Raw genomic sequence first — 14,519 nt, 5'->3', positions numbered from 1 at the left:
GTACCCGTCCTAAGCGGCGCCAGATATCGTAGCCAATTGCGACAAACAGCAGCGGACCAAGATAGATTGGCAGGAAGATGATGCCTTCACGAACCGCCGCTCCAGTCGCACCATAAAAGGTCCAGGATGAACAGTAGACCCCTAAGGTCAAACTGAACAACAACATACGCCCACGGGTGCTGAACCGGCTGGTATGTTTTTCTCCGTAAAATGCGCAGATAAAGAGTAATGCGATATAGAGGGCGAGCACCCCTATGATGAGCCAACTGTTCATAGAGCCTGATGTGTACTGAAGCTGGCCCTATAATAGCGCATCGTGAACGCTACAGTTAAAATTGATTATTTTTTAACGACCAAAGTCTTAATTACAAGACGCCACAATTCTTGTTAATTTGCAACAGTAATAATTCGAATTAAAAATAATCAGCCCACGGTTGGGCTACAGGAGTGCAACGATGGATGAGGTACAGGTAGATCGAATTCTACAGAATCCAAAATTCAAAGAAATGGTTAGCAAGAAGAGCACACTCAGCTGGACTTTAACGGGCATTATGCTGTTTGTCTATGTGGGCTTCATGTTGCTGGTTGGCTATAACAAAGAGTTTCTTTTGTCTTCTATTTCAGGTGGAGTGACGACTTGGGGGATTCCACTGGGTCTGGGCATCATTGTGTTGTCATTTATCTTATGTGGTGTTTATTCCTATATCGCGAATAACCGTCTCGATCAATTGACTGAAGAAGCAATACGTGAAGTAGAAGCAATTGCTCATGAAAAAGGACCTCATTAAGATGAAATGGAATTCTTTAATTGCCCTGGCTGCAACTGCAGTCGGCTCAGGGATGGCAATGGCTGGTCCGGATTTAGGCGCAGCAGAACAGCAGGCAACCAACTGGCACGCGATTATCATGTTTGTGATTTTCGTGGGGGCTACCCTGTTCATTACTAAATGGGCAGCAAAACAAACCACAAATACCAAGGACTTCTATACTGCCGGTGGTGGGATTAGCGGCTTCCAGAACGGTCTGGCGATAGCCGGTGACTATATGTCAGCAGCCTCCTTCCTGGGGATTTCTGCGATGGTGTTCCTGTCAGGTTTTGATGGCTTGTTATATTCACTTGGTTTTATGGTGGGCTGGCCAATCGTATTATTCCTGGTGGCAGAGCGTCTGCGTAACTTGGGTAAATATAACCTGTCTGACGTAGTATCTTTCCGTTTACAGGAAAAACCGGTGCGTACTTTAGCCGCCATGAGTTCATTGGTAGTGGTAGCCTTCTACCTGATCGCCCAGATGGTGGGTGCAGGTCAGCTGATCAAGCTGCTGTTCGGTTTGAACTATAACCTTGCTGTGGTGATTGTCGGCTTGCTGATGATGGCCTATGTAATGTTCGGCGGCATGTTGGCAACGACCTGGGTACAGATTATTAAAGCAGTCATGCTGCTGTCTGGTGCTACTTTCATGGCGTTCATGGTCATGAAAGGCGTCGGCTTCAGCTTTACCAACATGTTTGAACAGGCGATTGGCGTGTATTCAAAAGTGCATGACCTGAGCCTGGCAGATGCAACCAAAATCATGGGTCCAGGAAGCTTGGCATCTAACCCGATTGATGCGATTTCTTTAGGTCTGGCGCTGATGTTCGGTACTGCCGGTCTTCCACATATCCTGATGCGTTTCTTCACGGTAAAAGATGCCAAAGAAGCACGTAAATCAGTGGTTGTGGCAACAGGCTTTATCGGTTACTTCTACCTGCTGACCTTTATTATCGGTTTCGGTGCGATCCTGTATGTATCGAATAACCCGCAATTCCTGGATGTTGCGAAAATGGCGATCACTGGCAAGTTAGAGCTTGTAGGTGGTAATAACATGGCGGCGGTTCACCTGTCTGATGCAGTGGGTGGCGACCTGTTCATGGGCTTCATTTCTGCAGTAGCATTTGCGACCATTCTTGCGGTTGTTGCGGGCCTGACCCTGTCTGGTGCTTCAGCAATTTCGCATGACTTGTATGCCAACGTGTTGAAGAAAGGCCAAACTACGCCTGAGTCTGAGCTACGTATGTCTAAGCTTGCGACTTTAGGTCTGGCGATCTTCGCGATGATTCTCGGGATTCTGTTCGAGAAACAAAACGTTGCCTTTATGGTCGGTCTGGCATTCTCGGTGGCGGCATGTGCCAACTTCCCGGTACTGGTATTGTCCATGTTCTGGAAAGGCTTGACGACACGTGGTGCGGTGATTGGTGGTGTTGCAGGTCTGGTAACCGCAGTAACCTTGATTGTGCTGTCTAAAGCAGTATGGGTAGATACTTTAGGCATCTCGGATACTCCAGTGGTTCCATTTAACGGTCCTGCATTATTTGCAATGCCATTGTCGTTCTTGTGCTGCTGGTTGTTCTCGGTCACAGATAGCTCAGCTCAGGCACAAGCAGAGCGCAAAGCTTTCGATGCCCAGTTTGTACGTTCACAAACCGGTATCGGTATCTCGGGTGCTTCTGATCACTAAGATCGGTTCATCCTAAAAAAGCCCCATCCGGGGCTTTTTTATGGCCTGCAATACAGTCAGTTTTCTTCGCCATAACGTTATATGCAAAAAAATAAAAGCATGGCGTAGAGCGGTTTTCAGTAATTTTCATACAAATTGTTAAACACTCATAAACCTGCTGCATGCTATGTTGAGGCTGATAATAATTAAATTGCGAATATGAATTCCAAGAAGAAGGGCAGTATGAAGCAGGCATTAAGACGATTCTGGACAACATTTGAGCACTTGCCATCTGCATGGCTGCTCTGTTTGCAATTGCTGATTTTGATCCTATCGGTGCTGGCCTATGAAAGTGTGTCCTATCGTGCTGTTACCTGGGTGCTTGGAGTTCTGGTGCTGCTGGTCATTGCCAAAGTCATTCGACAGACCCCGATGTTTACGATTTTAGGGCTGACCTTTGTCGCAGGTGCGATTTTCTTTTCTTCCTTAATTGCTTTGGGGATTCAGGATAACTGGATTCATATTACGGCCAACCTGTTTGAAGCCAGTGCTTATTTTAGTGCAGCTTATGGCCTGTTGAGCTATATGTTTCATGACCGTTATCTGACCAAAGATGAGCTGTTTGCCGCAGGCGCAGTCTTTACCTTGCTGGCTTGGGGCTTTGCCTTTTTATATAGCATTTGCCAGTTGCTGGTGCCCTACAGTTTTGCACATCCCGATTTACATGCCTACCAACCCTGGCTGGATTTACTGTTCCTGAGTTTTAGTGTCCAGTCTGCCACCGGTTTATCTGACCTGATGCCGGTTAGCCCGATTGCCCGCATGCTGGCAATTATCCAGATGTTTTTTGGGGTGATGTATCTGGCGCTGATCGTTTCACGATTGATTGCCTTACAATATATTGCCTATATCCCCCCCAAGAAAAAATAGCAAAAATAGGATAAAAACACCGCTCTGTAAAGCCAGACAGGTTTGATTTTCTTGTTACATTAAGCTGACGGCTTTATTTTTCACCCTATTTTAAAATAAGGCCGGATTCAAATTGATTTTATTTATCTGCCTTTATATTAGGGTCTATTGATATTTCATAAATGCTTGGCGCGGAAAGCAGAAAGAATATGCGTTGTTGCCAAGCCACAGGAATTATCAACACACTCTATTTATTTCTCTCATAGTTTTTACTTGCAAATAATTATTTGAGTCTCTCGCTCTTTCCATAGATTGAAAAAAAGAGGGATATATGTCTTCCAAACCATCTTCCTGGCTGGCTAATGTCAACCCGAATGTCTTTGTCAGTACCGTGGTCATTATTGCCATTTTTCTGGGACTGGTGCTCTTTGCGCCGGATACTTTTCAAGGACTCACACAACAGTTAAATCAGTGGATTACCTCTTCATTTAGCTGGTTCTATGTGTTGTCCGTGGCTATTTTCCTGATTGTGTTGATTTATATTGCGCTGTCCGATATGGGGAAAATCAAGCTTGGACCTGATCATAGTCAGCCCGCCTATCATAGTGGTTCCTGGTTCGCGATGCTGTTTACCGCCGGCATGGGCATCGGACTCATGTTCTTTGGCGTTGCAGAGCCGGTCATGCATTATGTCACGCCACCGATTGGTGAGCCTCAGACACTGGTGGCTGCCCAGCAATCGATGCGAATTACTTTCTTCCATTGGGGTCTGCATGCCTGGGCCGTCTATACCCTGGTCGGTCTGGCACTGGCCTATTTTGCTTACCGGCATAATTTGCCCTTAAAAATCCGTTCCGCTTTATATCCACTGATTGGCAACAGAATTTATGGACCGATTGGAGATGGAGTCGATACCTTTGCCACCATCGGAACAATTTTTGGTGTCGCCACCACCTTGGGATTTGGGGTAACCCAGATCAACTCGGGCCTGAATTATCTGTTTGGTATTGAGCAGCAGCCGAGTACCCAGATTGTCCTGATTATTGTGGTCAGTAGCATGGCCGCCCTGTCAGTGTTTTTTGGTCTGGATAAAGGCGTAAAGCGTCTGGCCGAGCTGAATTTGTTGCTTGCCCTGCTGTTGCTGATTTTTGTATTTTTGGCTGGTCCAAGTATTTATCTTTTACAGACCACGATTCAGGCTACAGGCCAATACGTCTCCAATCTGTTCAGCATGACCTTTAACCTGTATGCCTATCAGCCTAGCGGCTGGATTGGAGGCTGGACCATCATGTATTGGGCTTGGTGGATTTCCTGGTCACCATTTGTGGGCATGTTTATTGCGCGTGTATCAGAAGGACGCACAGTCCGGGAATTTATTGTTGGGGTGCTATTGATCCCAACAGGCTTTACCCTGATCTGGATGGGCTTTATGGGTAATGCCGCCCTGCATAGTATTATTCATGAAGCCAATACCAGTCTGCTTGAAGCGGTGCAGCGTGATTCATCGGTTGCACTGTTTGAATTTCTGGGCAGTTTACCCTTTAGTTCCGTCACCAGTATTGTGGCAACCTTGCTGGTGATGCTGTTCTTTGTGACCTCCGCCGATTCTGGTTCGCTAGTCACTGATTATCTGACAGCAAAAACTGAAAACTCACCGGTCTGGCAACGCCTGTTCTGGACTTTGGTGATGGCCTTGCTGGCGATTACCTTGCTGCTGGTCGGGGGGCTGGAGGCCTTACAGTCTGCCACGATCATGAGTGCCTTGCCTTTTACCCTGATCATGCTGCTCATTTGCTGGGGACTACTTAAAGCACTGAGGTTGGATGTAATTAAAATGCATGCTGTGCAGGCTGCACGCATTACGCCGCGTGCGATTCAAAATCCGCGCAGCTGGCAGCAAAGGCTGGGACTGATTATGCATTATCCGCATAGCAAGGCCGAAGTGCAGGCATTTATTGATACTACGGCAAGCAAAGCTTTTGGTAGTTTTCAGACCGAGCTAAAACGCCGTCAAATACAGGTCAAGATTCATGCGCTGGAGGAGGGAATTGAGTTGCGTGTCGACCATCAGGATGAGATGAATTTTATCTATCAGGTGGTAATGACACAAATGATCAGTCCCACTTTTATGTCCGAGCTTGAGGATGACCAGTCTTATCAGGCTGAAGTCTTTTTAAAAGAAGGGGGGCAGGGCTATGATGTAATGGAATGGACACAGGAAGATTTACTACAGGACATCATTGATCAATATGAGCGTCATCTGCATTTCCTGAGCCTGATTCGTTCACCAGAATAAATATTTCGCCCAATAAAAAAAGGACGCATCAGCGTCCTTTTTTCTATTCAACGTCTAATCAGAAATTAGAAGCGGAATTTAGCATTTAAGCCTACAGTTTGTGTATCGCGCGCTTCGCCTTCAGCATTCGCATTTACATAAGATGCGCCAACTGCAACCGCTGGAGTGATGAAGTAGTTTACGTTCGCGCCCCAAGCTTTGTCTGGAGAACCAGCATAGCTAGATTCCATATAAGATGCGCCCACGCTTAAAGCAGGGTTAAGGAAAAGAGTTGTGCCTAAGTTATAAGCAGTATCTTCGCCATATACTAAACCAGTTTCAAAACCAATTGACATGTTCGTACCATCAATTGCACCTACATATTTAGTACGTGCAGTGATCGCATCCTGGTCTTCATTAATAGTTTCAGATTCTAGAGCTGCTTTCACAACGCCATTGTTGAACATGTTGAATGCGTCATAAGAAACTTGGTCAGCAACGCTAGTATAACCTACAGCAACCAAGAAATTAGGTGCAAGTACAGCACCGAGTTCTAATGCATAACGGTCGCCTTGGTCATCTTTTTGACCGCCTTTACCATCAGTAATAGTGTGGCTATAAGATGCACTTGCATAAGCAGGAACAAATTTAGTTGGAACATAAGCTTCAGCTTTAGCACCAAAAGTATGAGAAACTTGGTCTTTAGAATCAGCGTCTACATCGTATTCGCCATATGTATATGCTAAAGAAACATTTGATGCCTGGTTTAAGAAAGCTGCTTCAGCTAAAGGACCTTTAGATGCATCTACATTTTTAAAGTAGTAAGTACCTTGAACAGCACCAGTGAAATCTTTGTCATTAACAGTATTGTCGATGAACTCTGACTGACCTTGAACTTCAAATTGATATGCTTGAGCGCCGGTCATGGCTAATAATAAAGCAGTGGCTAAACCGAGTTTTTTCATGATATTTACCGTTTAGTTACAGAAGATATACAACAGGGGAGCTATTGTATTGTAACAATTTATTAAGTCAATCAGCTGCTAAGTCCTTGTTTTTTACGATTAAAAAATTGTATTAATTTTGTGTAAAAGTCTACTTATTTAAACATGTTTCAGCTAGGTTAAAATTACCTTTAATTACAGCAAGCTATGCGTAGGGCTCAGCTTATAAAATGATAAAAAAGGCTAAATCATGAAGATTTAATTATCCCTAAAAACGATTAAATTTTAATTTTGATTGGTATAAACAATTTTAAATTTCTGCTTTAGAGAGGATAGAGGATAAAAAGTCCAAGTATTTTAAATAGACAATTTTTCTGTTAATTATTTATTTAGATCATTGTTTTTTAATTTATTGTGATAAATGTCACTATTAATGAGGGTGGACAACCTTAAATCCGACTAAAATAATAGGCTTTACTTTGCAGTCGAAATCGCACATAATAGAGAAATCAGGTCATGGTTCATACTTATATAGGATTCTGACTGATTCTCCACAATTTTTTCGTTTTATCGGCCCAGCTTTCCCCAAGGTTGGGCTTTTTTTTATTTTAAATTTATGAATAGAAGGCAAATAAGCCTACAAAGCTTCTTTATGAAAAAATAAAAAACGCACCAAAATGATTCATTTTTACCAGCTTAAAAAGCGAGATATCAATAGACAACAAAAAAAAACCTCAATTTTCAAAGAAAATTGAGGTTTTTTCGCCAAAATGTCCGGGTAAATCAAAAAATCTGCTGAGGAATAATTTAACTCGCCCTAATGCGGTGCATTATGCACTTAATTGTGGCAGGTGTAAATAGGTTAAAAACAAGTTTATTTAATTTTTTTAAATTGAATTTTGCTCAAACCTCTTGTGGTAGCTTGAGCTATTTTTTTAAGGCCCAGTAAAAAAATAAAAACTATGAAGGCCAAAAATAGAGATATAGAGAAATTTTAATCTTCAGACCCAAGAAGGAAATACCCAGTCATAAGGTAAACACGGATGAAATCAAAGCTATACCGATACAGCCATTCAATGCTGTTTAGTGATCAAATTGCTATTTCGATTCTCTTTGACGGTTTCGGTGGGACAGCACCAAATTACTCCACACTTCGTACAAGACAAAAATTGATATTGCGATCAGCTAGCAAAAATGTAGTGATAGACTTCATTGGCTTGTAGATTCTACTGGCCTGGAGTTTTTAGGTGAAAGTGAATGGAAACAGAAGAAACCTCAGCCTGAATATCGTTGCCTATGGCCTCAGCTTCACCTTGGTATAAATGCTAAAACGCTGCAAAGAGATGCAGTTCAGCTCACCCCGAACGATATCAGCGATTCACAGGTACTCAGTGGCTGACTTGATCAAATCATCCTCTGATGAAGGCATAGATTCTATCTATCCCAATAGCGCTTATGATATTAAATACTGCCGATAGCTCATTTCAGATCATCAAGCACCTGTCATAATTCCACCAAGAAAAAAATACAAACCTATAGAAAGACAAAAATCGGAATTTTTAGATAGAAATGAATTATTAAAAACCTGCAAACGCTTAGGAAAAAGGATGGGGAAAAGTAGTTGGGGTAGCATCGACATAGTTTGGTAGAAACTAAAAGGTATTGCATAAAATGAGGGGGAGATAAACGGAGCGCAAGACACTTCAGTAGCTCAGTCAATGAGATTCATGCACGTATAGCCGCCTTAAATAAATTTATAGAATCAGGTCAACCTCACACCTAAGTTGTCACTTAAGTTTGAGTGAGCTAGGAGGACTTTATCTTTTAAAACTGTATACAACAAAGCCGCTTACAACTAAAAATGCTTGGAAAGAATTAATTTTTAAGGAGATTGTAAAAGATGAAAGATTTAAAGAATTTCATAAATGAGGTGTTTTAAGACAGATACTTAATCAGCAAATGAATGTTGAATTACAGCCCCAAATTAATGCATTAATATTCGAAAGACTGGATGACGAGGCAAAAGTATCTAATCCCGTAAGACAAAAAAATATTGAATATGTCATAAAAAAATTAAAAAAGGGCTCTTGTGAGCCCTTTCTAAATCACTGCAATAGCGGCTTCAAGAATTTACCCGTATGTGAAGCTTTGACTTTTACCACCTGTTCCGGTGTTCCTTCGGCAACAATCATACCACCACCCGAGCCGCCTTCAGGACCTAAGTCCACGACCCAGTCGGCAGTTTTAATCACGTCCAGATTATGTTCAATCACCACGATGGTATTACCTTTGTCGCGTAGCTGGTGCAGGATGTCCAGTAGCTTGGCAATATCATGAAAATGCAGACCCGTAGTAGGCTCATCCAGAATATACAGGGTTTTACCGGTATCGCGTTTGGCCAGCTCCCGTGCCAGTTTCACCCGTTGCGCTTCACCACCAGAAAGAGTGGTCGCAGACTGACCCAGACGGATATAACCCAATCCCACCTGATGCAAGGTTTCCAGACGACGGTGAATCACCGGAATGGCATCGAAGAAATGCATGGCATCTTCGACGGTCATTTCCAGCACATCTGAGATGTTTTTTCCCTTATAGTTCACTTCCAGCGTTTCACGGTTATAACGCTTGCCTTGACAGGCATCACAGGGCACATACATATCTGGCAGGAAGTGCATTGCTACCTTGATCATCCCGTCTCCTTCACAGGCTTCACAGCGTCCACCTTTCACGTTAAACGAGAAACGACCCGCCGTATAACCACGACCTTTGGCTTCCTGTGTTTGTGAAAACAGTTCACGAATCGGCGTGAACAGGCCGGTATAAGTTGCTGGGTTTGAACGTGGTGTACGGCCAATCGGACTCTGGTCAATATCCACCACTTTGTCCAGATACTGCAGGCCATCAATTGAATCAAACTTTTCAGCAGTCAGCGTGGTCGCACCATTTAACTGGGTCGCTGCCAAAGGCAGAAGGGTTCGATTGATCAGGGTCGATTTACCTGAACCGGATACCCCGGTGATACAGGTCATGATGCCCAACGGAAGGGTCAGATCGACTTTCTTTAGGTTGTGCCCGGCGGCGCCCATCAATTTGATCTGTTCTTCCGGCTTAGGGGGCTGGATGCGTTTTTTTGGCACCTCGATTTTCAGTTTGCCAGACAGATATTTTCCAGTCAGGGAATCTTCGTGTTCTGCCAGTTCCTGATAGGTTCCTTCCGCAATGATATATCCGCCATGTACCCCGGCACCCGGGCCAATATCAATAATATGGTCAGCGGCGCGGATTGCATCTTCATCATGTTCAACCACCAGTACGGTATTGCCCAGATCGCGCAAACGGATCAGGGTTTGTAACAGGCGGTCATTGTCACGCTGATGCAGGCCAATCGAAGGTTCATCCAGGACATACATGACACCCATCAGGCCGGCACCGATTTGGGAAGCCAGACGGATACGCTGTGCTTCACCACCCGACAGGGTTTCGGCAGAACGTGACAGACTAAGATAATTCAGGCCGACGGACACCAGAAAGTGCAGACGTTCACGAATTTCCTTGAAAATCTTGTCCGCGATTTCACCACGGGCACCTTCCAGATTCAGGCTCTGATAATAACTTTCGGCATCACCAATCGACATGCGGGTAATGTCGGCGATGGTTTTGTCCAGAATCTTCACATTACGTGAGATCTCATTCAGACGTGAACCATCACAGGCATCACAGGCGGCATTCGATAGGTACTGTGCCAGATCATCGCGTACATAATTGCTTTCTGTTTCACGGTAACGGCGTTCTAGGTGGGGCAAAATCCCTTCAAAGGGAATCACCCGATTATGACGGCGGCCGCGTTCATCAATATAGCTCAGGTCAATTTTTTCCTTGCCGCTTCCATACAGGAATTTCTTTCGGGTATTGGCATCCAGCTCTTCCCAAGGAGTATCCAGAGAAAAACCAAAATGCTCGGCGACTTTTTGCAGCATGCCATAATAATAAGGACGCTGACGGTCCCAGCCGCGGATCGCGCCTTGGCTGATGCTGACCTCTGCATTCGGAATCAGTTTCTCCGCACTGAAATGGCTGCGTGTCCCCAGACCGTCACAGACCGGGCAAGCACCAAAAGGGTTGTTAAAGGAGAATAGACGCGGTTCCAGTTCGGCCACTGCGCGTTCACATTCCGGACAGGAGTGCTTGGCAGAAAATACCCGATCCTCATGCTCATCTTTCATCCAGGATAGAATCGCGATATCTCCACCCAGACGTAAGGCTGTTTCAAAGCTCTCGGCAATACGGTTGCCCAGGTCATCACGCACCTTAAAGCGGTCAACCACCACTTCGATACTATGTTTTTTCTTTTTATCCAGCTCGGGTGGTGGATCAATTTCCATGATCTCGCCATCGACACGGGCCCGGACAAAGCCCTGGCTTTGCAGCTGTTCAAACAGGGCAGTGTATTCGCCTTTACGTTCACGCACCACAGGCGCTAATAATAACAGTGCAGTACCTTCTTCCAGTTCCTTAACCGCATCGACCATTTCACTGACCGTTTGCGCGACCATCGGCAGATCATGTTCAGGACAATAAGGTGTACCGACACGCGCATAGAGCAGACGTAAATAATCATAAATTTCGGTAATTGTTCCGACCGTTGAACGTGGGTTGTGGCTGGTGGATTTCTGTTCAATGGCAATGGCGGGACTTAGGCCTTCAATTGAGTCGACTTCCGGTTTTTCCATTTGGGAGAGGAACTGGCGCGCATACGCAGACAGGGATTCTACATAACGGCGCTGGCCTTCGGCATAGAGCGTATCAAAAGCCAGTGAGGACTTGCCTGAACCCGACAGTCCCGTAATCACCACAAACTTGTCGCGTGGGATATCAAGGCTCACATTTTTCAGGTTGTGGGTACGTGCACCTCGAATACGGATGTGGCTTTGGCTCATGCAATGATCCTAGAATATTCATCAAAAACCTTTATATGATACCGAATGAAAAATGTTCAAGTGCAAATAAAAGTATTTTAAACGTCAAGTTATGTCGGATATTAGTCACGTGCCCTGTATAAAGACTGGTGCCTAATTGTGGTTAATTTTCACTCATTGCGCGCTTGGCAGGCTAGGGTAGCGAGGCGAATCTGATCTTTTCAAAGCATATATCATGCGGAATATCATGAAGCATTTGGACCTAGACGTTGAGTTGATTTTCCAGAAATTGAGTATAGGCCTTTTCAAAAAATACAGAGCAAACAGATCATTGCAGCAAAGACCCAGAAAGCTTATCAGCAAGTGGAACGAAACTAAAAAAATTATCAAAACCAAGACCTGCGAGTATCAGAAGAGGAAGTTTTTTGCGGTGATTGAGAGGCTTAACAGCAGAGGAAATATGGAGATAAAGAAAAACTGTAAGTGAGGGAGAACGTCCATTGTGCACATTTCATCACTTGACGAATAAAAATGCCAGTCAATGGTTCACTGACTGGCATTTTGGATGGATTCTGAAAACGAAAACTTAGTTCACGTCATCCAGACCTGGCCATTCGCGCTGTTCAAAGGCACTCTCCCAGAACAGCCATTCCAAACGGGCCGCATCGGTATAAGCCTGATGCATTTTCTCCAGTGTATCGGCATCCACCCGCTCGGCAATACGGTCAATAGTGCTAATTACATTACGCACTGCGGTATGGAATTCTTCACCGGCATAGGTATCAATCCAGGCCTGGTAAGGGTTATTCGGGGCGGCATTATCAATAATGTCCTTGCCCACTTCTGCATAAATCCAGAAACATGGCAGCAGGGAAGCCACCACCACCGGGTAGCTTTCTGCCCAGGCCACCGCCTGTAAATAAGAAGTGTAATGGTGGCAAGCCAGTGTCAGCGGGGTATTTTCAAACTGCGCCTTGCTAATACCAAAATCCTGCATAAAGCCATCATGCAGGCTGCGTTCGACCACAATGGCAATTTTAGCCGCCTCACTAAACTGGATAACATCATCGGCTTCAAACGCTTTTGCCGCACAGACAGCCAAGGCACGGCCATAAGCCAGCAGATAATGCGCATCCTGAATCACATAATGACTAAAAGCCTCACGGCTGAGTGTTCCCTGTGCCAGTTGCTGGTTAAACGGCAGGGCCAGTGTCTTTTGGTAGAGCGCAAGATTACGTTGCCAAACCTGTTGTGAAAAACTCATGCTGAAATCCTTAGCAGTTTAAGTTAAGCCATGCAGCACTATAGCAAAGAACCGGCTGTTTAAAAGACCAGGGAGGCTGCCTTGAGAAAATAATACAAAAGACCACAGGAAGTGCTTTGGTTTGGGCCACAAAAGTTTCATAATTGGCACAGTTTATTGTGTCCGTATTGCAGTTCTACTGAAAAAATACGTCTTATTTAATTGATTCAAGGTCGATATGTATGTTGAAACATTTTGGTTTCTCAATCGCATTCTCGATCGTGTGTCTTGGTTTGTCTGCTTATTGGGGTTATACCCATGGTCCGGAAGCGGGCTTGCAAACCATGCTCACAGCGCTTGCCATCACCGCTATCTTAGCGATTATGGAAGTGTCGTTATCTTTCGATAACGCGGTTGTCAATGCCTCAGTCCTACGGGGATGGGATCCATTCTGGAAAATGTTATTCCTGACTATAGGGATTTTGATTGCCGTATTTGGTATGCGTTTAATCTTCCCGGTGGCCATTGTCGCGGTGACTGCGGAAATGGGCTTTATGGAAGTGGTACGGCTGGCCCTGAATAATCCTGCAGAATACTCGGCGCGTTTGATGGCCCATCATCCTGAGATTGCTGCTTTTGGTGGCGCTTTCCTGTTGATGGTGTTTTTGAACTTCTTCCTGGATGAAGAGAAAGACACGCACTGGTTCAGAATGCTGGAACGCCGTCTTGCCAACCTGGCTAGTGTTCCGGCCATGTCGGTCTTTATTGCCCTGGTGGTGCTGTTAATTATGGCTGGCAATGTGGTGGAAGATAAACGCTTGGCAGTGACCATGGCTGGAATCTGGGGCATCGTGATTTATATTGGGGTGCAGGTCCTCAGTCATTTACTGGGCGGTGAGCCGGAAATTGATGAACAGGGCAATGCCATTCGTCATGATGAAAATGGCGTACCGACGGGTGTGGTCAAAGCCGGTATTGGTGGTTTCCTGTATCTTGAAGTGCTGGATGCCTCTTTCAGTTTTGATGGGGTGATCGGAGCCTTTGCCATTACTTCAGATGTGGTCATTATTATGCTGGGTCTGGCGATTGGTGCGATTTTCGTCCGTTCAATGACCATTTATCTGGTAGAAAAAGGCACACTGGATGCCTATATCTATCTGGAGCATGGCGCGCATTATGCAATTGGTGCTCTGGCCTTTATCATGATTGCCAGCGGAACCGGCTTGCATGTTCCTGAAATTGTGACTGGCCTGATTGGGGTGGCCTTTATTGTTTGGGCTGTTATTGCCTCTATCCAATATAAGAAAAAAGAAAGTGCCCTGCATCAATAAGGGATTCTGATATTGAAAAGCGTGGCTCCGGCTGCGCTTTTTGTTTTTCAGCCCCTGCTGATTTTTATTTCAAATAAAAATCATGCCTTACTGGGGATGGAATGTCCTATAATCTGTGCACCAAGATTAATTCGCTGAATCGCCTGAATTTATGATGAATGCTTTAGAACGTCGCTCGACCTTTGCCCTGAGCAGTATTTTTGCGCTGCGCATGCTGGGGTTGTTTATGATTATTCCTGTATTTTCAGTAGCAGGGCAGTCATATGAATATGCTACGCCTGCGCTTATCGGTCTGGCGGTTGGTATTTATGGCCTGACTCAGGCGTTGCTGCAAATACCGTTTAGCCTGATCGCTGACCGTTATAGCCGTAAGCCCCTGGTGGTATCACGAAGTACAGGAACCACTAGACCACGGTCAGAAGATAC

10 protein-coding genes and 1 pseudogene are annotated in these 14,519 nt (G+C 44.9%); 7 read left to right on the top strand and 4 right to left on the bottom strand.

Going from position 1 to position 14,519, the window contains the following annotated elements:
* Nucleotides 1-274, bottom strand: a 274-nt coding sequence (locus E2K52_RS10560) for a hypothetical protein (RefSeq protein WP_151205089.1), incomplete at its 3' end; no start/stop codon positions are given.
* Nucleotides 275-455: 181 nt separating this feature from the next.
* Between E2K52_RS10560 and E2K52_RS10555 the strand changes: the two genes are divergently transcribed.
* From E2K52_RS10555 to E2K52_RS10540, 4 genes are all read left to right on the top strand, one after another.
* Nucleotides 456-788 (top strand): DUF485 domain-containing protein, encoded by a 333-nt coding sequence (locus E2K52_RS10555; protein ID WP_151205088.1) that lies wholly within the window; start codon nt 456-458, stop codon nt 786-788.
* Between the two features lies 1 nt (nt 789).
* On the top strand, nt 790-2,496 hold the full coding sequence (locus tag E2K52_RS10550) for a cation acetate symporter (RefSeq protein ID WP_151205087.1): 1,707 nt from the start codon (nt 790-792) through the stop codon (nt 2,494-2,496).
* 222 nt (nt 2,497-2,718) lie between these two features.
* On the top strand, nt 2,719-3,405 hold the full coding sequence (locus E2K52_RS10545; RefSeq protein WP_151205086.1) for an ion channel: 687 nt from the start codon (nt 2,719-2,721) through the stop codon (nt 3,403-3,405).
* Between the two features lie 310 nt (nt 3,406-3,715).
* Nucleotides 3,716-5,680, top strand: coding sequence for a BCCT family transporter (locus tag E2K52_RS10540; RefSeq protein WP_151205085.1), 1,965 nt, complete (start codon nt 3,716-3,718; stop codon nt 5,678-5,680).
* Nucleotides 5,681-5,745: 65 nt separating this feature from the next.
* On the opposite strand, the gene omp33-36 is transcribed toward E2K52_RS10540, so the two are convergent.
* Entirely contained in the window at nt 5,746-6,624 is an 879-nt protein-coding gene (gene omp33-36, locus E2K52_RS10535; protein ID WP_151205084.1) for a porin Omp33-36, read from the bottom strand.
* A gap of 1,011 nt (nt 6,625-7,635) precedes the next feature.
* Between omp33-36 and E2K52_RS15440 the strand changes: the two are divergent.
* Nucleotides 7,636-8,386, top strand: a pseudogene (locus E2K52_RS15440) (IS5 family transposase); the annotation flags it as partial.
* 322 nt (nt 8,387-8,708) lie between these two features.
* Here E2K52_RS15440 and uvrA read toward each other — a convergent pair.
* Both uvrA and tenA read right to left on the bottom strand, forming a co-directional pair.
* Entirely contained in the window at nt 8,709-11,540 is a 2,832-nt protein-coding gene (gene uvrA / locus E2K52_RS10525) for an excinuclease ABC subunit UvrA (RefSeq protein WP_151205083.1), read from the bottom strand.
* 565 nt (nt 11,541-12,105) lie between these two features.
* Nucleotides 12,106-12,783 (bottom strand): thiaminase II, encoded by a 678-nt coding sequence (gene tenA / locus E2K52_RS10520; RefSeq protein ID WP_151205082.1) that lies wholly within the window; start codon nt 12,781-12,783, stop codon nt 12,106-12,108.
* A gap of 221 nt (nt 12,784-13,004) precedes the next feature.
* On the opposite strand from tenA, the gene E2K52_RS10515 reads away from it, so the two are divergent.
* Both E2K52_RS10515 and E2K52_RS10510 read left to right on the top strand, forming a co-directional pair.
* Complete coding sequence (locus E2K52_RS10515) at nt 13,005-14,093, top strand: DUF475 domain-containing protein (protein WP_151205081.1); 1,089 nt, start codon at nt 13,005-13,007, stop codon at nt 14,091-14,093.
* Between the two features lie 151 nt (nt 14,094-14,244).
* On the top strand, nt 14,245-14,519 hold a 275-nt coding region (locus E2K52_RS10510; protein WP_151205080.1), incomplete at its 3' end, for an MFS transporter.

Origin of the sequence: Acinetobacter sp. RF14B (genome assembly GCF_006864105.1) — a bacterium.
Taxonomy (GTDB): Bacteria; Pseudomonadota; Gammaproteobacteria; order Pseudomonadales; family Moraxellaceae; genus Acinetobacter; species Acinetobacter lwoffii_C.
The sequence above is the reverse complement of the archived record's forward strand: the minus strand, read 5'-3'. Positions and strand labels throughout refer to the sequence as shown.